Source organism: Enterococcus sp. C65 (assembly GCF_040887165.1).
Taxonomy (GTDB): Bacteria; Bacillota; Bacilli; order Lactobacillales; family Enterococcaceae; genus Enterococcus_B; species Enterococcus_B hirae.
Genome location: NZ_JBFOFG010000006.1, coordinates 150,065 through 170,603, shown reverse-complemented (window position 1 = coordinate 170,603; position 20,539 = coordinate 150,065). Strand labels below are relative to the sequence as shown.

The 20,539-nt window shown below is 37.6% G+C and carries 20 protein-coding genes; all 20 read left to right on the top strand.

Features of this window, described 5'->3' with window-relative positions:
- The first annotated feature begins 69 nt into the window (after positions 1 to 69).
- The 20 genes from AB3I12_RS08635 (at position 70) to AB3I12_RS08540 (ending at position 20,480) form a co-directional block, all read left to right on the top strand.
- Positions 70 to 357, top strand: coding sequence for a hypothetical protein (locus tag AB3I12_RS08635; RefSeq protein ID WP_010718578.1), 288 nt, complete (start codon positions 70 to 72; stop codon positions 355 to 357).
- A gap of 95 nt (positions 358 to 452) precedes the next feature.
- Positions 453 to 776 (top strand): PTS sugar transporter subunit IIB, encoded by a 324-nt coding sequence (locus AB3I12_RS08630; protein ID WP_010718577.1) that lies wholly within the window; start codon positions 453 to 455, stop codon positions 774 to 776.
- Positions 777 to 951: 175 nt separating this feature from the next.
- Positions 952 to 2,328, top strand: a complete 1,377-nt coding sequence (locus AB3I12_RS08625; RefSeq protein ID WP_063627398.1) for a DEAD/DEAH box helicase — start codon at positions 952 to 954, stop codon at positions 2,326 to 2,328.
- Positions 2,315 to 3,004 carry a ComF family protein gene (locus tag AB3I12_RS08620; RefSeq protein WP_063627397.1) on the top strand — a complete coding sequence of 230 codons (690 nt, stop codon included), beginning with the start codon at positions 2,315 to 2,317 and terminating at the stop codon, positions 3,002 to 3,004. The genes AB3I12_RS08625 and AB3I12_RS08620 overlap by 14 nt, the downstream gene beginning before the upstream one ends.
- 133 nt (positions 3,005 to 3,137) lie before the next feature.
- Positions 3,138 to 3,698, top strand: a complete 561-nt coding sequence (raiA, locus tag AB3I12_RS08615; protein ID WP_010718572.1) for a ribosome-associated translation inhibitor RaiA — start codon at positions 3,138 to 3,140, stop codon at positions 3,696 to 3,698.
- Positions 3,699 to 3,913: 215 nt separating this feature from the next.
- Positions 3,914 to 6,448 carry a preprotein translocase subunit SecA gene (gene secA / locus AB3I12_RS08610; RefSeq protein ID WP_063627396.1) on the top strand — a complete coding sequence of 845 codons (2,535 nt, stop codon included), beginning with the start codon at positions 3,914 to 3,916 and terminating at the stop codon, positions 6,446 to 6,448.
- A 145-nt stretch (positions 6,449 to 6,593) separates the two neighbouring features.
- Positions 6,594 to 7,692, top strand: a protein-coding gene (gene prfB, locus AB3I12_RS08605; protein WP_178243920.1) for a peptide chain release factor 2 whose coding sequence is annotated in 2 segments (ribosomal slippage) — positions 6,594 to 6,665 and positions 6,667 to 7,692 — 1,098 coding nt in all. Because the reading frame shifts where the segments join, the coding sequence is not laid out codon by codon here.
- A gap of 104 nt (positions 7,693 to 7,796) precedes the next feature.
- A complete protein-coding gene (gene ftsE, locus AB3I12_RS08600) occupies positions 7,797 to 8,483 on the top strand; it encodes a cell division ATP-binding protein FtsE (protein WP_010718569.1) in 687 nt (228 codons plus the stop codon).
- Positions 8,476 to 9,360, top strand: a complete 885-nt coding sequence (gene ftsX / locus AB3I12_RS08595; protein ID WP_278250225.1) for a permease-like cell division protein FtsX — start codon at positions 8,476 to 8,478, stop codon at positions 9,358 to 9,360. The genes ftsE and ftsX overlap by 8 nt, the downstream gene beginning before the upstream one ends.
- 671 nt (positions 9,361 to 10,031) lie before the next feature.
- A complete protein-coding gene (gene cls / locus AB3I12_RS08590; RefSeq protein ID WP_010718567.1) occupies positions 10,032 to 11,480 on the top strand; it encodes a cardiolipin synthase in 1,449 nt (482 codons plus the stop codon).
- Between the two features lie 349 nt (positions 11,481 to 11,829).
- A complete protein-coding gene (locus AB3I12_RS08585; RefSeq protein WP_063627395.1) occupies positions 11,830 to 12,684 on the top strand; it encodes a phosphate ABC transporter substrate-binding protein PstS in 855 nt (284 codons plus the stop codon).
- Positions 12,685 to 12,801: 117 nt separating this feature from the next.
- Positions 12,802 to 13,722, top strand: coding sequence for a phosphate ABC transporter permease subunit PstC (gene pstC / locus AB3I12_RS08580; RefSeq protein WP_010718565.1), 921 nt, complete (start codon positions 12,802 to 12,804; stop codon positions 13,720 to 13,722).
- Positions 13,722 to 14,606: a phosphate ABC transporter permease PstA gene (pstA, locus tag AB3I12_RS08575; RefSeq protein ID WP_010718564.1), complete on the top strand. Its 885-nt coding sequence runs from the start codon at positions 13,722 to 13,724 to the stop codon at positions 14,604 to 14,606. The genes pstC and pstA overlap by 1 nt, the downstream gene beginning before the upstream one ends.
- A 14-nt stretch (positions 14,607 to 14,620) precedes the next feature.
- Complete coding sequence (pstB, locus tag AB3I12_RS08570) at positions 14,621 to 15,427, top strand: phosphate ABC transporter ATP-binding protein PstB (RefSeq protein WP_010718563.1); 807 nt, start codon at positions 14,621 to 14,623, stop codon at positions 15,425 to 15,427.
- Between the two features lie 15 nt (positions 15,428 to 15,442).
- Positions 15,443 to 16,201, top strand: coding sequence for a phosphate ABC transporter ATP-binding protein PstB (gene pstB, locus AB3I12_RS08565; protein WP_010718562.1), 759 nt, complete (start codon positions 15,443 to 15,445; stop codon positions 16,199 to 16,201).
- 12 nt (positions 16,202 to 16,213) lie between these two features.
- A complete protein-coding gene (gene phoU / locus AB3I12_RS08560; protein WP_010718561.1) occupies positions 16,214 to 16,891 on the top strand; it encodes a phosphate signaling complex protein PhoU in 678 nt (225 codons plus the stop codon).
- 256 nt (positions 16,892 to 17,147) lie between these two features.
- On the top strand, positions 17,148 to 17,792 hold the full coding sequence (locus AB3I12_RS08555; protein ID WP_034699165.1) for a hypothetical protein: 645 nt from the start codon (positions 17,148 to 17,150) through the stop codon (positions 17,790 to 17,792).
- Between the two features lie 241 nt (positions 17,793 to 18,033).
- Positions 18,034 to 19,605 carry a daptomycin-sensing surface protein LiaX gene (gene liaX, locus AB3I12_RS08550; RefSeq protein ID WP_010737970.1) on the top strand — a complete coding sequence of 524 codons (1,572 nt, stop codon included), beginning with the start codon at positions 18,034 to 18,036 and terminating at the stop codon, positions 19,603 to 19,605.
- Positions 19,606 to 19,821: 216 nt separating this feature from the next.
- The gene (locus AB3I12_RS08545; RefSeq protein WP_010718558.1) at positions 19,822 to 20,130 is read left to right on the top strand and encodes a PspC domain-containing protein; all 309 of its coding nucleotides are present in this window, start codon (positions 19,822 to 19,824) and stop codon (positions 20,128 to 20,130) included.
- The gene (locus AB3I12_RS08540) at positions 20,130 to 20,480 is read left to right on the top strand and encodes a phage holin family protein (protein ID WP_010737969.1); all 351 of its coding nucleotides are present in this window, start codon (positions 20,130 to 20,132) and stop codon (positions 20,478 to 20,480) included. The genes AB3I12_RS08545 and AB3I12_RS08540 overlap by 1 nt, the downstream gene beginning before the upstream one ends.
- Positions 20,481 to 20,539: the final 59 nt, after the last annotated feature.

The window sequence follows — 20,539 nt, the reverse complement described above, 5'->3', positions numbered from 1 at the left end:
CAACACTTATAATACTTGAGTAATGAAGAGAGTCTATGGGATAATAGAAGAAAGAAAGGTGAGATGGGGATGAAAGAACGCATAAAAAAATATGACGCCATCACCCAATATTTAAAAAATAACGGGGGATCACAGGTTACTTTAACATTTACACAGATCGACGAACTTCTTTTTCCAAGTTATGGGCTCCCTAAATCAGCTAGACAAAGCACTGATTGGTGGGCAAATGATTATAAGCACCCAGAAAAAGGAGCATATGGCTGGATCAATGCTGGCTACGAGGTTGTGGTGATCAATTTAAAAAAAGAATATGTTGTGTTCAATCAATTAGTTAAATCGAGTTGGCTATTCGACTGATAAGAAAACGTTGACATTATCTTGCTTTTTTGTATAATAATCACACAAGCAAAAAAGAAATCGTTTGCAAAAGTTAAAAGAATGGAGAGAGTAAAATGACTAAAAAAACAATCATGCTCGTATGTTCTGCTGGGATGAGTACCAGTTTACTTGTAACAAAAATGCAAAAAGCTGCTGAAGAACAAGGAATTGATACGGATATTTTTGCCGTATCAGCTTCTGATGCCGATAATCAGCTAGCTTCTAAAGAAGTTGATGTTTTGCTGTTGGGACCACAAGTCCGCTTCATGAAAGCTGATTTTGAAAAACGTCTAGAGCCAAAAGGAATCCCATTAGATATTATCAATATGGCAGATTATGGGTTGATGAATGGCGAAAAAGTATTACAACAAGCCATCCATTTAATTGAAAACAAATAAAGGACAGAGCATACTACGATGTTCATATCGGAAATAAGCCGAAAAATCCAGCGAATAGGGCGCCTATTCAAGGATTTTTCGGCTTATTTTTTATACCAACCGTTTCAAATAACCATTTCTTCTCAAATTTTTTGAAGAATGGACTGATGTAGCGTATCTTCTTTTAGGGGATTAGATGAAAAAAAGTAGTTTATGCAGTTTATATGGTAGACGATTACTTACGAGAGACTTGTTAGAATGGTTCGATGATCGTTTTGAACAGATTCGCTATCAGAAACTAGCCGCCATTCATTTACAAGGGAATTGGCTAAAATGTAATCGGTGCAACAAGCAAACAAAAATAGGTAAAATAGAGAAAAATCAACCGATCTTCTTTTGTCCTGCTTGTCTTTTTTTAGGTCGTTGTGACAACACACAAGAATTATTTTTATTTGAACAACCTGAGTTGCCGAAAAGAAATGTCTGTTTTACTTGGACAGGAAAGTTAACGCCACCTCAACAAGCGATTTCTACGAACTTGGTCACTGATGTCTCGGGAAAACAGCACATGATTTGGGCTGTGACAGGAGCGGGAAAGACTGAGATGCTTTATGAAAAGGTCATAAAAACGTTAGAAAAAGGTGGACGAGTCGCATTAGTTTCACCTAGGGTTGATGTGTGTAACGAACTTTACCTGCGTTTTTGTGGCGTTTTTCCAGAAGAAGACATTGTCCTGCTTCATGGAAAAAAGAAAGAAGCCTATCGCTTTAGTCCATTCGTGATTGCGACTACGCATCAGCTGTATCGTTTTTATCAGGCGTTTGATCTGTTAGTCGTCGATGAGGTGGATGCGTTCCCTTTTGCAGGAGATCCTGGGTTAGCTTATGCTGTTGAAACTGCAATTAAACCAAAAGGAACATTTATCTATTTAAGTGCGACACCTAATGAGCAGCTACTGAAAAAAATCCGTTCAACCTTTTTGATCCATCAATTGCCACTTCGCTTCCATCAACGGTTATTGCCTGAACCACATTTGTTTTTTTGGAATGACTGGCCGAATAACTGTTTGAAAGAAAAAAAACTTCGACCACTTTTGAAGTGTCTAAACATGCTGCTCCAACAAAATCATGTCTTATTATTTTGTCCGTCGATTCCCTTGATGAATCGATTAGCCTCACTGTTAAAGCGTTGTTTACCCATGTACCGTATTACTGATGCATCCGCAAAAGATCCAAACCGTTCAGAAAAAGTTCAGCAAATGAGAAAGCAACAATATGATGTGTTACTTACTACAATGATTTTGGAACGTGGGGTAACATTTGCAAATGTGTCAGTGATCGTGTTAGGCGCTGATCACCGTGTTTTTACTAAATCTTCCCTTGTACAAATCGCTGGTCGAGCCGATCGAAAGGGAGATTTTACCAATAGCCAAGTCTATTTTTTCTATGAAGAACTGACAAAAGCTATCAAATTAGCCTGTCGTGAGATCAAAGAAATGAATCGTCAGGGAAAAAAGCAGCTTGCTATGAAAAATAGTGAGCCTAGAGGAGAAAAAACACATGAATCGTTGTAGTTATTGTCAAAAACAAGTCATCCGAAATTTGAAGATCAGCGAGATTCTTGGGTTGGGAAAGATTCTGCCTCAAATTTGTGAGGACTGTTCAAATTTGTTTCGTCCGATAAATAAACAGCAAAGCTGTCGAACTTGCCAGAAAGAACTGCCTGGTGATATTACGTATTGTGAAGATTGTATTGCCTGGAAAAACGACTATCCCAATTATGATTTCAGTCATCATGCTTGTTTTTACTATGATTCAGCCTTCAAAGAATGGTTAAAGCGCTATAAATTTATGGGAGATGTCCGACTGGCAGGTACATTTGCTAAACAGTTGCAAATAATACAACAAGAATTTAGCGATTATCAAATCTGTCCAATCCCACTAGCCACTGCACGTTTAAAAGAACGTGGGTTTAATCAGGTCATTGAAATGTTGAGAGTAGCTAAAATACCTTATAGTCAACTGCTGACTCGCTCTGATCATTCACTTCCACAATCCCAAAAAACACGTCAGGAACGTTTAAAAACTACCCAACCTTTCAAATTAGCTGTTGTTCCAACGATCATCAAAGGGAAAAAAGTATTGTTGGTAGACGATGTCTATACGACGGGGCAAACCCTTTTCCATGCGGCTTCTTGTTTATTGCCACATGCTCCTGAAAAAATCCGCACCTTTTCGCTAGCTCGATAAATAAATGAAAAACGAATGTCCTTGATAGCGATTTAGTTTGCAAATGGATTAGAGTTCGATATAATGGTAGTAAGAAGAGGGAAAGAGTGGTCCTTCTCCTTCTTGATTGTGGTAGACGAAAGGGGTAATTTTTATGTTTAGATACAATGTACGCGGTGAAAATATCGAAGTAACTGAAGCGATTCGTGACTACGTTGAGAAAAAAGTAGGAAAACTTGAACGCTATTTCAGTGATGCACCCGATGCTACAGCACATGTAAATTTAAAAGTTTATACTGAAAAAACAGCGAAAGTGGAAGTAACTATTCCATTACCTTATCTTGTATTGCGTGCCGAAGAAACATCACCTGATCTTTATGCAAGTATTGATTTGGTAGTTGACAAATTGGAACGACAAATCCGCAAATTCAAAACAAAAATTAACCGTAAATCTCGCGAAACCGGTATGAACACAGCCGATGCAGCGGTATTATTCAATAACGAAGCTGACGATGCCGATCATGAAAATGATTCTGAATTAGACATTGTCCGTACGAAACGTTTATCACTGAAACCAATGGACAGTGAAGAGGCTGTTCTACAAATGAACATGCTTGGTCATAATTTCTTTATTTTTGAAGATGCAGAAACCAATGGTACAAGTATCGTTTACCGTCGTAAAGATGGCAAATACGGTTTGATTGAAACCGACTGATAAATAACAATTAGAAAAAGCAGTAAAAAGCTTGTGGCAAACCCTTCACGGTTTGCCACAGCTTCTTTTTTGTCTACGTCAGAAATTGTGAATTAATTGTGAATATATTACATTAATTGTGTTAAGATATTTCAATTATCTAGAACTAATGATAAAATAGAAACTAGAATCTACATAATCTGGATAATATATGTAAAAAGGAGATTATACAACGCATGGCCAATTTTATTCGTTCGATTATCGAAAATGATAAAAAAGAACTAAAACGTTTAGATCGTATTGCTAAAAAAGTAGAAGATCATGCTGACGAAATGGCAGCATTAACAGATGAACAATTACAAGCAAAAACAGCTGAGTTTAAAGCTCGCTATCAAAATGGGGAAACTTTAGATCAATTATTACCGGAAGCCTTTGCGGTAGTTCGTGAAGCTGCCAAACGAGTGTTGGGACTTTATCCTTACCATGTACAATTGATGGGGGGGATCGTTCTTCACGATGGAAATATCCCAGAGATGCGTACTGGTGAAGGGAAAACTCTAACAGCGACAATGCCGGTTTATTTGAATGCATTGACGGGAGAAGGCGTTCACGTCGTTACTGTCAATGAATACTTGGCTACTCGTGACTCCTCTGAAATGGGCGAATTATATAACTTTTTAGGTTTAACAGTTGGCTTGAATATCAATTCAAAATCAGCGGACGAAAAACGAGATGCTTACAATTGTGATATTACCTATAGCACCAATAATGAATTAGGTTTCGACTATCTAAGAGACAACATGGTCGTTTATCGTCATCAAATGGTTCAAAGACCATTGAATTATGCGATTGTCGATGAAGTCGATTCGATCTTGATCGATGAAGCAAGAACACCGTTGATTATTTCAGGTCAAGCTGAAAAATCAACAGCTTTATATACAAGAACAGATAATTTTGTGAAACGTTTGAAAGAAGAAGAAGATTATAAAATCGATGTGCAATCGAAAACGATCAGCTTGACTGAAGCGGGGATCGAGAAAGCCGAAGAAACATTTGGCTTAGAAAATCTATATGATATTGAAAATACTGCCTTAACCCACCATCTGGATCAAGCATTGCGTGCCAACTATATCATGATCTTGGATATTGATTATGTGGTCCAAGATGGAAAAGTCTTGATCGTTGACCAATTTACTGGTCGTATCATGGATGGACGCCGCTACTCTGATGGATTACATCAGGCGATTGAAGCAAAAGAAGGCGTAGAGATCGAAGACGAAACGAAAACGATGGCGACAATCACGTTCCAGAACTATTTCCGAATGTATAAGAAACTGTCAGGTATGACTGGTACAGCAAAAACAGAAGAAGAAGAGTTTCGGGAAATCTATAATATTCAAGTTTGTCAAATCCCAACAAATCGTCCAGTCATTCGTGACGACCGACCTGATTTGTTATATCCAACATTGACTAGCAAGTTCCAAGCGGTGGTGCAAGACATCAAAGAACGTTACCGCAAAGGACAACCTGTTCTTGTCGGAACGGTAGCAGTGGAAACTTCAGAATTATTGTCTGATATGTTGAATCGTGAACGTATCCCACATGAAGTATTGAATGCGAAAAACCACTTCAAAGAAGCGGAGATCATCATGAATGCTGGTCAAAAAGGTGCGGTGACGATTGCAACGAATATGGCTGGACGTGGTACAGATATCAAGTTGGGACTTGGTGTCAGAGAACTAGGCGGACTAGCTGTTATCGGGACAGAACGTCATGAATCACGTCGTATCGATAACCAATTACGTGGTAGGGCTGGACGTCAAGGAGACCCAGGGATGTCTCAATTCTATCTTTCATTGGAAGATGATCTGATGAAACGATTTGGTTCTGAACGGATCAAAGCATTCTTAGATCGCATGAAAATCGGTGAAGAGGATGCAGTGATCCAAAGTAAGATGCTGACAAAACAAGTGGAATCAGCACAAAAACGTGTCGAAGGAAATAACTACGATACTCGTAAAAATGTCTTACAATACGATGATGTAATGCGAGAACAACGCGAAGTTATCTACAAACAACGTCAAGAAGTCATCATGGAAGAAACAAGTTTGTCTAAACCAATGATGAATATGATCAAACGTACGATCAGTCGGGTAGTAGATGCACACACACAACTAGAAAAAGACAACTGGAACCTTGAAGGAATCGTTGATTTTGCAGGTAGTACATTAGTCCATGAAGACAGTATCTCGATCGATGACCTTAAAGGGAAAGAACCGCAACAGATCAAAGAATATTTAAATGAGTTAGCACAAGAAGTATTTAATACGAAAGCTAACCAGCTCAACGGACCTGAACAATTACTAGAATTTGAAAAAGTAGTCATTCTACGAGTAGTGGATTCGAAATGGACCGATCATATCGATGCTATGGATCAATTACGCCAATCAATCGGTCTTAGAGCATATGGACAAAACAATCCATTGGTTGAGTATCAAACAGAAGGATACAAGATGTTTGAAGAGATGGTTGGAGCGATCGAATATGAAGTGACTCGTCTCTTTATGAAAGCTGAGATTCGTCAAAATGTTCAACGGGAGCAAGTGCCAACCGGCGAAGCAGTTCAACCAACTACCGGTGATGCAAAAGAAAATAGCAACACAAGTGCCAAAAAACAACCGGTTCACGTGAACAAAGTAGGCAGAAATGATCCTTGTCCATGTGGTAGCGGGAAAAAATATAAAAACTGTCATGGAAAAGATGAGAACTAATTTTTGACAGCTAGCAGATAAGATTGGTGAGATCGGTTCTTTTTGATTAAGAATCGACTCACCTTCTTTCTGTTATGAAGCGTTTCTGTTAAACTAAAGTGGTTGAATAAAACATAAAATAATGTAGATAGAAAGAGGGAAGTTTATGGAGATTTCAGAAATCCGTAACTTATTAGCTGAGATGGAAGAAAAGGTCACAAGTTTCAGGAGGTCTCTTTGACTTAGATCGGTTGGAAGAAGACATCGCTGAAGCTGAAGCCAAAATGGCAGAGCCTGGTTTTTGGGATGATAGCGAAGCAGCACAAAAAGTGATCAATGAAAACAACACAAATAAAGAAACGTATGATCAATTCAATGCGTTAGCTGAAGAATTAGAAGAGTTAGCCCTAATGGTAGAAATGTTGCAAGAAGAACCAGATGCACAAATGCAACAAGAAGCAGAAGATAGAATCCAACTATTAGACGAAAAAATGAAGACGTATGAATTAGCCATGCTTTTAGATGGTCCATATGATCGCAACCATGCAATCGTCGAACTTCATCCTGGAGCAGGGGGTACAGAATCCCAAGACTGGGGAAGTATGTTGTTACGCATGTATACACGTTGGGCAGAACAACATGGCTACCAAGTGGAAACATTGGATTACCAAGCAGGGGATGAAGCAGGAATAAAAAGTGTGACTTTACTGATCAAAGGGCATAATGCATATGGCTATTTAAAATCGGAAAAAGGTGTCCACCGTCTTGTTCGGATCTCCCCATTTGATTCAGCCAAACGGCGCCACACTTCGTTTTGTTCGGTCGATGTGATGCCAGAACTAGATGAAACGATTGATGTTGCGATCAACCCAGATGACTTGAAGATCGATACGTACCGAGCAAGCGGTGCTGGAGGACAACATATCAATAAAACAGAGTCTGCCGTTCGGATCACTCATCTTCCAACAGGAACGGTCGTAGCTAGTCAAGCGCAGCGTTCACAATTAAAAAACCGAGAACAAGCAATGAGCATGTTGAAAGCGAAATTGTATCAACTTGAGGTTGAAAAGAAAGAACAAGAAGCTGCAGCATTGCGTGGGGAGCAAAAAGAAATTGGTTGGGGTTCACAAATTCGTTCCTATGTCTTCCATCCATATTCAATGGTAAAAGATCACCGGACAAACGTAGAAACTGGTAATGTTCAAGCTGTAATGGATGGCGATTTAGACTTATTTATTGACGGATATTTAAAAATGCACCTCTAAATAGTTGACTTTAATTGAAATAAAATTGTAAGATTTTGAAAGCAAGATGAAACATTACCATGCTATAATGGTGAGAGACTGAGAAAAGATATGGAGAGAACGCCATGATTGAAATGAAGGATGTCATGAAAAAGTACTCAAATGGTACGACTGCAATCCGAAATTTATCGGTTGTTATCGATCAAGGAGAGTTCGTTTATGTAGTTGGTCCATCAGGGGCTGGGAAATCTACATTCATCAAATTGATGTATCGAGAAGAAAAAGCGTCAAAAGGAACCTTAAATGTTGCTGGTCATGATTTAATGGCAATCAAAAACAAAGATGTTCCTTACTTACGCAGAGAAATCGGGGTAGTTTTCCAAGACTACAAACTGTTGCCGAGAAAAACAGTTTACGAAAATGTCGCTTATGCGATGCAAGTAATCGGTAGAAAACCACGAGATATCAAAAAACGTGTGATGGAAGTGTTAGATCTTGTTGGATTGAAACATAAAGTGCGTGTTTTTCCAAGTGAGCTATCTGGTGGGGAACAGCAACGGGTATCGATTGCCCGTGCAATCGTAAATACGCCGAAAGTATTGATTGCTGACGAACCTACAGGAAATCTAGATCCGGAGAATTCTTGGGAGATCATGAAGTTATTGGACCGAATCAATGCTCAAGGGACAACGGTCGTTATGGCAACCCATAACAGTACGATCGTGAATACAATTCGTCATCGAGTGATCGCCATCGAAAATGGACGAATCATACGTGACCAAGCGGAAGGGGAATATGGATACGATGATTAGAACCTTTTTCCGACATTTATTAGAGAGTATCAAGAGTTTAAAGCGTAACGGCTGGATGACTGTCGCTTCAGTGAGTGCCGTGACGATCACATTAACATTAGTTGGGGTGTTCATGGCTGTGATCATGAATGCAACGAAACTAGCCGAAGATATCGAAGGCAACGTAGATGTTTCTGTTTTCGTTGATATTGGCACAAATGAAAAAGATATGAAGACTCTTGAAAAACAATTAAAAGAGATTGATCACGTCAAAAGTGTCAAATTCTCAAGTAAAGACCAAGAGTTGAAAAAGATCCAGGATGCTATGGGGAATTCATGGAGTTTATTTGAAGGAGATAACAACCCGTTATATGATGTTTATGTCGTTCAAACGTCAGAACCTTCTTATACGAAACAAGTATCTCAAGAAGCCGGAAAATTAGCGAATGTTTCTCGCGCGGATTACGGTGGAACGTCTTCAGATAAAATTCTTAAGCTTGCAGGAACCGTTCGAACATGGGGCTTAGCTGCAGCAGCATTATTATTGTTTATTGCAATGTTTTTGATTTCAAATACAATCAGAATCACGATCTTATCTCGCCAAAAAGAAATTCAAATCATGCGATTAGTTGGTGCCAAAAACGGCTACATTCGTTGGCCATTCTTTTTAGAAGGTGGCTGGATTGGTTTGATCGGTGCAATTATTCCGGTATTGCTGATTACATTTGGGTACCAAGAAGTATTCCGAATGCTTAACCCTTCATTATTGCGCTCCCACTATTCCTTGATCCAACCACAGGATATCGTGTGGAAAATCAACGCTTTGATGGCTGGGATCGGAATCATTATCGGTTCATTAGGATCAATTATTTCGATGAGAAGATTCTTGAAGTTTTAATTCATTTCCATCGTTTCACCATATGAAAGGATGGAACGAGTTGTTTCAAGAAGATCCAACAACTTTAAAGTTTAAATGGATGATTCAATGAATCAGCAGACAGAAATTCATTTTTCTGTCTGCTTTTTTAGTTGAGATTGGGACAAAACTCGTCTCAGTCTCTTCTAGTATCTCTAAAAACGAATAAACGGCGTTCAAGAAGCAACTCCTCAACAATAAGCGATGATTTTCTAAAATATGAGGAGCTATTTTAAAAAATCCTCTCTTATTCGCTCGGAGCTAAACGCTTCTTTCACGACCTCTTGTTCACGGTGAGACAAAAGCAGCATCTTCGGAAAATTTGCCGAAATTTACCAAAAATTTGAGAAGCACCAAGTAGATAACAATCAATATCAAAAACTAGTTTTTGTGTTTTTTGTAAATTTTCGGAAATTCCTTCTTATTTCTTGATGCTAAACACTTTTGTCTCAACCTCTTTGTAAAACGCTATCATTTTTTGTCTCATAATATAAAATAAAAAAATAATATCAAGTAATGATCAATAGGAGGTCATATTGGTTCAGCAGTAGGTATTTTAATTCATTGAGATCATTATCTGTCTGATACTTTCACTTTACTTTAAAAAACATCTCGGCTATTCTTAAGTAGGTGTAAAAGTGAAGAGGTGAGCCATGAGAGTAGTTGTTGATAATTTTTTTACGATCATCTTAATTGCGAATATCTTATTATCAATTGTCATTGTTTTTCGTGAACGAAAAGAAACCGCTCAGACATGGGCATGGTTGTTAGTATTAATGTTTATTCCGATTGTCGGTTTTCTTTTATATATCTTTTTTGGCAGAGGTATTTCACAAGACAAGATCTTTGATTTGAAGATCCAAGGGAAAATCGGGAAGAACTTGGAAATTGAAGAAGACAAACAAGCCTTGATGCGAGGACTTTATCCGCATCCACCAACAGGACAAGTTGATGTCAAGCAACTAATCTATATGCTGACAGTGTTTGAAAGTACATTGTACACAACTGGAAATGAAGTGACTTTATTTACGGATGGACGAGAAAAATTTGATGCATTGATTGAAGACATCAAGCAGGCAAAAGATCATATCCATCTACAATATTATATTTATCGGGGCGATGCTCTGGGTAAGGAAGTGCGTGACGCGCTGACTGAAGCAGCTCAAAGAGGGGTCAAAGTCCGTGTATTATTAGATGCTTGGGGGTCTACCCAAGTAAATGCAAAATTTTTCCACGAATTACAGGTAGCTGGTGGTGAAGTCGCTTTTTTCTTTCCACTATTTGTCCCTTATATCAATCCACGAATCAATTATCGAAACCATCGTAAAATCGTTGTCATTGATGGGAAAATTGGTTATACTGGTGGATTCAATGTAGGAAACGAATATTTAGGAGAAGTTTCAAAGTTTGGTTATTGGCGAGACAATCATTTGCGAATCTATGGGGAAGCAGTTTATACGCTACAAAATCGTTTCTTGATGGATTGGAACTCGCAGCACGTGAAAGAAGTCAGCTATGCACCAAAATTTTTCCCAAAAATTGATTCTGTAGGCACTTTAGCACTTCAAATCGTCACAAGTGGCCCAGATTCTGAGCATGAACAAATCAAATTGACTTATTTAAAAATGATTTCATTAGCAAAAAAAGAAATATTGATTCAAACGCCTTACTATATCCCAGATGAATCCATTCATGAAGCATTGAAATTAGCCTTGCTTTCTGGTGTCAAAGTTCAGATTCAGATTCCCAATAAACCTGATCATCCGTTAGTCTATTGGGCAACTTATTCTTTTGCAGCAGAACTAATCGAATATGGTGCAGTGATCGAAACCTATGAAAATGGGTTTATCCATGCTAAGACCATGATCATTGACAGTGGAATAGTTTCAATTGGTTCAGCAAATATTGATGTCCGTTCATTCAAATTAGACTTTGAAGTGAATGCGTTGATCTATGATGAAGGAATGGCGACTCACGTAAGAAAAGCTTTCTTTGCTGATTCAAGAAAGTCACAACTGTTAACCAAAGAACGCTATGAAAATCGAGGATTTATCATCAAATTAAAAGAAGGTTTGGCACGATTGATCTCGCCATTATTATAATTGCTACTTCCATTTAATCAAAAAGGACATGAGGGAGGCGTCTAAGACGTCAGCTCATGTCCTTTTTCTGTCGGGGCCATTTCTGTAAACTGTCAGAAATGGAGAAAGCGTCTCACAGGAACAAAACTAACTTTGGGGTACTTCTTGTTTTTGGGGAAAGCAAGAAATAAGTTAGATAATGTTTGATAAAGAGACACATTTCAAAGCCAGTATAGCATAGAATAACCTAATGAGATAGTGTTTTTTTATTAATAATCATTATTTTTGTTATTTTATAATTTTAATTCGTTTTCAAGTATTTTGTTAAATGTTAAAATGAACTTACTTTAGGACTGAAGGAGATTTCTAAATGAAAAAATTAAAATTACTTTTACCAATAATAGGATTAACTATTCTTTTATCAGGTTGTTCAAAATGGATCGATCGAGGAGAATCCATTACAGCTGTCGGGTCTTCCGCATTGCAACCATTAGTTGAAACAGTCGCTGAATCTTTTCAGGCTGCAAACCCTGGGAAATTCATCAATGTCCAAGGAGGAGGAAGTGGAACTGGATTATCTCAAGTCCAATCTGGAGCAGTAGATATCGGGAATTCTGATTTATTTGCGGAGGAAAAATCTGGAATCGATGCAGCTGCTTTAGTTGATCATCGGGTGGCTGTAGTTGGGATCACACCGATCGTTAACAAGGAAGTGGGCGTTAAAGACATCTCAATGGAAAACTTACGGAAGTTATTTACGGGTGAAATCACCAACTGGAAAGAACTTGGCGGGAAAGACCAACCAGTGGTTATTTTAAATCGTGCATCAGGAAGTGGGACACGTAGTACTTTTGAAAAATGGGTCCTTGATGGAGAAACGGCGATTCGTGCGCAAGAACAAGATTCAAGCGGAATGGTGCGACAAATCGTTGCAGATACTCCAGGAGCAATTAGTTATGTCGCTTTCTCATATGTAACCAACGATGTGGCTACTTTGAGTATTGATGGTGTAGAGCCAACCGATGACAACGTTACGACCAATAAATGGATCATTTGGGCTTATGAACATATGTATACAAAAAATCAACCAAAACAGTTAACGAAAGAGTTTTTAAACTACATGCTATCAGAAGAAGTTCAAAATAATATCGTAGGTGAATTAGGTTATATTCCGGTTTCACGTATGCAAGTAGAACGTGATTGGGAAGGAAATATTGTAAAATAATCATCTTTACACAATCTTTACAAACTTCGCATAAATTTTACATGTTATTAAACTCAAATTGATGTTCGCTTTGTACACTGTATAAGTATGTTAAACCTTACTGGGGGGGAATCATCTGTGGAAGATGTGAAAAAAGTATTATTAACAAAATCAAAACGTTCAAAAATGGAGCAGCGTGGTAAATTCATCAGCTTCTTATGTATCGCCTTGATCGTTCTAGTAGTAGTAGCCATTTTTTATTTTGTTGCAAGTAAAGGATTAGCGACCTTTTTCGTTGATAAGATCAACGTATTTGATTTCTTGTTTGGAACGAATTGGAATCCTGGACAAATTGGTGCGGATGGTAAACCGATGGTCGGGGCATTACCAATGATCGCTGGTTCGTTTATCGTTACTTTTTTATCTGCGATCATCGCGACACCTTTTGCCATCGGTGCAGCGGTCTTCATGACAGAGATATCTCCAAAAAATGGCACAAAAATCTTGCAACCAGTTATTGAACTATTAGTTGGTATTCCATCTGTTGTTTATGGTTTTATTGGATTATCAGTCATCGTACCATTTATCCGAAACATTTTTGGCGGAACTGGTTTTGGTATTTTAGCTGGGACATTTGTTTTGTTTGTCATGATCTTACCAACTGTGACGACTATGACAGTCGATGCCTTAAAAGCTGTGCCGCGTCATTATCGTGAAGCATCATTAGCTTTAGGAGCTACACGTTGGCAAACGATCTATAAAGTCGTTTTACGAGCTGCTGTACCAGGAATCTTGACAGCCGTTGTATTTGGTATGGCACGTGCATTTGGTGAAGCATTAGCGATCCAAATGGTCATCGGGAATGCTGCCTTGATGCCAACAGGATTAACAACTCCTGCTTCAACATTGACATCGATTTTAACAATGGGGATCGGAAATACGATCATGGGAACAATTGAAAACAACGTGTTATGGTCATTAGCTTTGATCTTGCTATTGATGTCATTAATCTTTAATATCGTGATCCGAATGATTGGTAAGAAAGGGGCATTGAAATAATGAACGCAAAACGCTCTGATAAAATCGCAACAGGAGTCCTTTATGCAATATCGGGAATTATTGTATTGATCTTAGCTGCGTTACTTTTATATATTTTAGTTCGAGGAATTCCTCATATCTCTTGGTCATTTTTAACTGAACCATCAAAAGCCTATCAAGTAGGCGGCGGAATCGGTATCCAATTATTTAACTCGATTTATTTATTATTGATCACGATGATCATCAGTTTTCCGCTTTCTTTAGGAGCCGGTATTTACCTTTCGGAATATGCTGGTAAAAACTGGTTGACTGATGTTATCCGTACTTCAATTGAAATATTAAGCTCATTACCATCTGTAGTCGTTGGTTTGTTTGGCTTTTTAGTTTTTGTTATCCAATTCCAGTATGGCTTCTCCATTATCTCTGGGGCACTAGCTTTAACAGTTTTTAACTTACCTCTATTGACGAGAACGGTAGAAGAATCTTTACAAGCGGTGCATTACACACAGCGTGAAGCAGGACTTGCATTAGGTTTGTCACGTTGGGAAACAGTGATTCGTGTAGTTGTACCTGAGGCAACTCCAGGGATTTTAACAGGAGTCATTTTAAGCTCAGGGAGAATTTTTGGTGAAGCAGCAGCTTTGATCTATACAGCTGGGCAAAGCGCGCCTGCACTTGATTTCTCAAACTGGAATCCATTGAGTGTCTCTAGTCCAATCAGTATTTTCCGTCAAGCTGAAACACTAGCTGTTCATATTTGGAAAATCAATACGGAAGGAACGATGCCAGATGGCGTATCAGTATCTGCTGGAGCATCTGCGGTCTTAATTATCGCAGTATTACTATTCAATTTTGGTGCTCGTGCGATTGGTAAACGTTTATACCGGAAAATGACTTCAGCTTAAGGAGAAGAAGTAAGATGAAAGAATATAATTGGAATGAAAGAAATATCATCACAATGGGTCAAGAAAAAGAAATTGCCCTTTATACAGATGATCTTCATGTTTGGTACGGTGACAACGAAGCGATCAAAGGTGTTGATCTGGAATTTGAAAAGAATAAGATCACAGCTTTAATCGGTCCTTCTGGCTGTGGTAAGTCAACTTATTTACGTTCGTTGAATCGGATGAATGATGGGATCGCAAATACTAAGGTGACTGGTAAAATCATGTACAAAGATGTCGATATCAATGCACCACAAATTGATGTCTATGAGATGCGTAAGCGAATCGGAATGGTTTTCCAACGACCAAATCCATTTAGTAAATCAATCTATGAAAATATCACGTTTGCATTGAAGCAACATGGCGAAAAGAACAAGAAGAAATTAGATGAGATCGTTGAGACCAGCTTGAAACAAGCAGCATTATGGGATCAAGTAAAAGATAGCCTGGATAAAAGTGCTTTAGCCTTGTCAGGTGGTCAACAACAACGTTTATGTATTGCACGTGCGATTGCGATGAAACCGGATATCTTGTTATTAGATGAACCAGCCAGCGCACTTGATCCGATTTCTACTGGGACAGTAGAAGAAACATTGGTGAATCTAAAAGATGATTACACGATCATCATTGTGACCCATAACATGCAACAAGCAGCTCGTATCAGCGACTACACTGCCTTTTTCTACTTAGGAAAAGCGATCGAATACGATAAAACGAATAAGATATTTACTAGACCAAAAATTAAAGCGACCGAAGATTATGTATCGGGTCATTTTGGGTAAGACGGAGGATTCGTTATGACAAAAGAAATTATCTCATCAAAAGATCTTCACTTATATTATGGAAAAAAAGAAGCGTTAAAAGGAATCGATCTAAGCTTCAATCAAGGCGAAATCACAGCGATGATTGGTCCTTCTGGCTGTGGTAAATCAACTTATCTACGCTCATTGAATCGAATGAATGATTTGATACCGAGTGTGACGATCACTGGAAGTGTCCTGTATAAAGGAAAAGATATCTATGGCCCTAAAACGGACATTGTTGAATTGCGTAAAGAAATTGGAATGGTCTTCCAACAACCAAATCCTTTTCCCTTTTCGATTTACGAAAATGTAATCTATGGGTTAAAACTAAAAGGCGAAAAAGATAAAAAAGTCCTTGATCAAGTAGTCGAAGAAAGTTTAAAGGCTGCATCTGTGTGGGATGATGTCAAAGACAAACTGCATAAAAGTGCCTTATCCTTATCAGGTGGTCAACAACAACGGGTATGCATTGCAAGAGTGTTAGCCGTCAATCCAGAAATTATTTTGTTAGATGAGCCAACTAGTGCGCTTGATCCTGTTTCTACTGGGAAAATTGAAAGCATGCTCTTGGAATTAAAGGAAAGATATACTATGATTATAGTTACGCATAATATGTCACAAGCTTCACGGATTTCTGATAAAACAGCCTTTTTCTTAGATGGGAATTTAATTGAGTTCAATGATACGAAAAAAATCTTTATGACTCCAGAAAAACAAGAAACGGAAGACTATATCTCAGGGCGATTTGGATAAGGAGGAAACGAAATGTTACGTACACAGTTTGAAGAAGAACTACTTAACCTTCATAATCAATTTTATGAGATGGGGATGATGGTAAGTAGTGCAGTGCATAAATCAGTTCGTTCTTATATCAAACATGATAAAGCACTTGCACAAGAAGTGATCGAAAATGATATTAAAATCAACGACATGGAAACACGTTTAGAGAAAAAAAGTTTTGAAATGATTGCTTTGCAACAACCAGTGACTACAGACTTACGGATGATTATTACCGTGATGAAAGCTAGTTCTGATTTGGAACGAATGGCAGATCATGCGGTTTCAGTTGCCAAATCAACGATCCGTGTGAAAGGTCAAACCAGAATCCCAGAGATCGAAAAAGAAATCTCTGATATGTCTGATTATGTCAAAAAAATGGTGGACAATGTATTGGTTGCTTACGTCAAAACGGATGAAAAAGATGCTCGAACGATCGCAAATATGGATCAACGGGTCAATGATTATTTCAATCGCATCTACAATGCAACGATCAAAAATATGCAGTCTGATCCAGAAACAGTCATCAGTGGGACAGATTATCTAAATGTTGCCAGCTACTTAGAACGGATTGGCGATTATGTAACGAATATTTGTGAATGGATCGTGTATCTAGCTACAGGAAAAATCACCGAATTAAACTCAAATCATAACGAAATTTTCTAACTCTTGAAGATTGGAAAATAACGATCAACGTGTGAGTTATAAGAAATAAGCCGAAAAATTCCAAAATAGGAAATATCCTAGGAATTCTTCGGTTTTTTTGTAACTTGAAGACTTAGAGTGAATATTGCTGACTTCTCTGAGAGAAAAAGGTCAAGACTAATTGTCATTTGTATAATCGAAATTCAGCGACTAGTCTTTGTTTTTTCAACTCGTTCAATTATAATAAGAGCATAGAGATGAAAAGGAGTGAAAGAAGATGAAATTTGTTGAGCAAGATTTTGCTTATTATGAGCGGACAATCAAAAGAATGTATCAAAGTTATTATTGGAAGCGAATTCTAATCTTAGCATTCGTACTCGTGATTGTTCTGGCTTATACAGGCATCTTTCAGGAACATTTGCTTTATAATGTTTTACTGATGATAATCATTGCTGGGGGAGGTATTTATCTTTATCTGCAAAAACAAAAATTTCCAGAGGTCTATCAAAAATATCTAGAGATAAATCAACCAGAAGCAAAAATCGTTAAGATCCAAGAAGCAGAGTATAGCTATAATGATCTTGAAGACAAGAGTGTCAGGATTAACAAAACTGGTATGCGTAATTTGCCGTCAAGGAATAAACAGTATACATTGATGGTTGGATTCTCCAAGTCCTTTTTTCCGCGTGAACCACTTCAAATTGTTTATTATGATATGCTTGAACTAACCTATGAAGAAAAGTTTCGTTTGAAGCGAAACGGCTATCATTCAATGCCACGTTTTTTGCGTCGGTTTACATTTAGTAATTTAAAAGAAAGCATTGGTAATATGGGACGTTTTATTGTCGGAAATATATTTTTACTAGTTATTCTGTTTCGTGTTATACGCTATTTATGGTCATTTATCCAATTGCTTTTTTAATATCCATAATATTCATACATAATTCATAAAAAATTAGAAAACAATATTTCTTGCCATAAAAAGGGAAAGAAATATTGTTTTTAAAGCATTATTGGCTGGTTCAATGGGAAGTAAATCGTTCAGTAACTCAAGTTGGAGAAAAAGTTACAACTTAAGTCCTATGACTTTTTCTTCCATTCCGTGCATAATATGAATGTAAGGAAAAGCTTGCAAACTATATTTGCTTAAGGAGGCAATTTCCATGAAAGAAAGAGAACGTATTTTAGACTTAGTTAAAAAAGGGATCCTTTCCACTGAAGAGGGCTTAGATTTATTAGAAAGCATGGCAACTGAGAAAGATGAAAAGCAAATCGCAAAAGAAGCAGATAAAGTAACTGCTAGTCATAAAGAAAAAGATCAAGCAACTCAATTGATCGATGAATTGGAAAATGGCACATCAGAAGAAATCCATTTTAATGCCGATCCAAAACAAAACGAAAAAGAAGATCAAGAAAATTTGGAACGTATCTTAGATGAGTTAGCAACACAAGCCAATCAAACGTCGGCTCATTTAGACGAAGTGAATGAAAAGTTAGCACAAAATAAAGCGGCACGCAATGACAAACAGGAAACATTGATGCAGCTGAATACCAAAGAAGAATTGGATGAACTAACAGAAGATGAGCTTCTCCAAAGAAAGACTCTTGAATCTGAGATCAAGGAATTAGAAGCTGCGAGTGAACAATTAACAGAAGAACAATTGAAACTAGAAGCAGAATTAAAAGATATTCGCAAAAACCAATGGACAGAAAAGAAAGAAACAATTGCTGATAAATTTGAGTTACCAGATGACTGGAAAGAACAAGCCAACGATACATTGAACCAAGTTGGAGAAAAAATGTCTGAAGCTGGTTCTCAGCTAGGCAAGTTTTTGCGGAAGACATTCCAAACGGTATCGGAAACAGTTAATGAAAACATGGAATGGAAAGATGTCAATCTCCGTGTACCAGGTATCGCAACGACAAAATTTGAACACGAATTTTATTATGAAGCACCTGCAGCAAGTATTCTTGATATCAAAGCTGCAAACGGAAATGTCACATTGAAAACTTGGGAAAGTGAAGATGTGAAAGTTGAAGCTAAAATCAAATTATACGGTAAAATGAATGCAGAACCATTCGAGGCATTCTTAGAACGTAGTCAAATTGAAGTCAATGATGAGCATGTCTCATTCCAAATTCCAAATAAACGTGTACGTGCGGATCTAGTCTTTTATTTACCAAAACGAGTATATGACCATACAGCAATCAAATTGTTAAATGGGAATATTACGATTAACGACTTAGAAGGTAAAGATGTGTACACCAAATCGACAAATGGAAATATCGTCATTCAAAAATTACAAGCAACCATGCTTGAAATTGAAGGCGTTAATGGGAATATAGATGTTCAATCAGGTGCAATCTTAGATTCGATCATCGAAACAGTGAATGGTACGGTCACTGTAGGAACAACCCCTGAAAATCTTTCCGTTTCTCTCGTTAATGGGGATGTACGGTTGACAATGAAAGAAGAACATTTGAAAAAAATTGAAGCAAGTTCAGTCAATGGCAATGTCAAAGTAGCTTTACCAACAGGAATTGGCATGGAAGGTAATGCGAAAACAAGTTTAGGCAGCATCAACAGCCGCCTGACTGATTATGAAGTAATCCGTGAAAAAAAAGAACGGACCAATCAATTACTACAGTTCCGTCGTCTCTCTGAAAATGAAGTAGCTAGAATCCAATTATCGACTACGACTGGTAGTATTTATTTAAAAGATACGGATCAATAAAGTAATCAACCGGTGAGTTAGCTTATTCTAACAATCGAAAGCAGGATTGATAAGTGGGATGTACGTTCACTATTAAACGATGATACTTGGTCATTCGTTCCTTTAACGAGGAAAAGCAAAAATCTTTGGAGAAAAAGTGTAGTGAGAATGAACAGTTTATCTATTGTCACACTCTTTTTCTTCCATTAAAATGAATAGAACAGAGGTGAAAGTAAAATGAAAAGAAAATTGACAAAATCAAATAAAAATATTGTTTTGACTGGTACATTAGCTGGGATTGCAGAATATCTTGGAATTGATCCAACGGTAGTTCGTGTGATCTATGTATTCCTAAGCTTAGTGGCATTTGGAAGTCCAGTTATCTTATATATTTTATTGGCTTTGCTCATCCCTTCTGGACGAAACAAACAGACTCGTTATGGGCATGAAAACCAATATTATCAAAATAATAATTATCATCATGAACAAACAAAAAAACGTAAAGAGGCGGAAAAAGTCAATGATGACGAATGGAGTGACTTCTAATGTCTTATCTTCAGCGCCTCATCGTGAATACGTTGACGTTCATCTCTCTGGCAGTGATTTTTCCGACGATGATTTATGTAGATAGTATTTGGACAGCTATTTTAGCAAGTTTCGTATTGTCCATCTTGAATATGTTCATCAAACCTATTCTAACAATTTTATCACTACCATTCACTTTAGTGACACTGGGCTTGTTCACATTTGTCATCAATGCGGCAATCTTGAAGATGACTTCCTTTTTTGTTGGAGCATCTAATTTTAATTTTGCTTCCTTTGGATCAGCTTTTTTGATTGCTGTGATTATGTCAGTGGTGAATATGATTGTCAGTGAACACAATAGTAGAAGGTAAACGTGAACAATCGATAATGACTAAAAGGGTACATCCATGGGAAATGTCTTAAATTCCCT

Bases quoted from the DNA above. Each gene is read 5' to 3' on its own strand.
- AB3I12_RS08635 (WP_010718578.1), top strand. From the start codon at position 70: ATGAAAGAACGCATAAAAAAATATGACGCCATCACCCAATATTTAAAA.
- AB3I12_RS08630 (WP_010718577.1), top strand. From the start codon at position 453: ATGACTAAAAAAACAATCATGCTCGTATGTTCTGCTGGGATGAGTACC.
- AB3I12_RS08625 (WP_063627398.1), top strand. From the start codon at position 952: ATGAAAAAAAGTAGTTTATGCAGTTTATATGGTAGACGATTACTTACG.
- AB3I12_RS08620 (WP_063627397.1), top strand. From the start codon at position 2,315: ATGAATCGTTGTAGTTATTGTCAAAAACAAGTCATCCGAAATTTGAAG.
- raiA (WP_010718572.1), top strand. From the start codon at position 3,138: ATGTTTAGATACAATGTACGCGGTGAAAATATCGAAGTAACTGAAGCG.
- secA (WP_063627396.1), top strand. From the start codon at position 3,914: ATGGCCAATTTTATTCGTTCGATTATCGAAAATGATAAAAAAGAACTA.
- ftsE (WP_010718569.1), top strand. From the start codon at position 7,797: ATGATTGAAATGAAGGATGTCATGAAAAAGTACTCAAATGGTACGACT.
- ftsX (WP_278250225.1), top strand. From the start codon at position 8,476: ATGATTAGAACCTTTTTCCGACATTTATTAGAGAGTATCAAGAGTTTA.
- cls (WP_010718567.1), top strand. From the start codon at position 10,032: ATGAGAGTAGTTGTTGATAATTTTTTTACGATCATCTTAATTGCGAAT.
- AB3I12_RS08585 (WP_063627395.1), top strand. From the start codon at position 11,830: ATGAAAAAATTAAAATTACTTTTACCAATAATAGGATTAACTATTCTT.
- pstA (WP_010718564.1), top strand. From the start codon at position 13,722: ATGAACGCAAAACGCTCTGATAAAATCGCAACAGGAGTCCTTTATGCA.
- pstB (WP_010718563.1), top strand. From the start codon at position 14,621: ATGAAAGAATATAATTGGAATGAAAGAAATATCATCACAATGGGTCAA.
- pstB (WP_010718562.1), top strand. From the start codon at position 15,443: ATGACAAAAGAAATTATCTCATCAAAAGATCTTCACTTATATTATGGA.
- phoU (WP_010718561.1), top strand. From the start codon at position 16,214: ATGTTACGTACACAGTTTGAAGAAGAACTACTTAACCTTCATAATCAA.
- AB3I12_RS08555 (WP_034699165.1), top strand. From the start codon at position 17,148: ATGAAATTTGTTGAGCAAGATTTTGCTTATTATGAGCGGACAATCAAA.
- liaX (WP_010737970.1), top strand. From the start codon at position 18,034: ATGAAAGAAAGAGAACGTATTTTAGACTTAGTTAAAAAAGGGATCCTT.
- AB3I12_RS08545 (WP_010718558.1), top strand. From the start codon at position 19,822: ATGAAAAGAAAATTGACAAAATCAAATAAAAATATTGTTTTGACTGGT.
- AB3I12_RS08540 (WP_010737969.1), top strand. From the start codon at position 20,130: ATGTCTTATCTTCAGCGCCTCATCGTGAATACGTTGACGTTCATCTCT.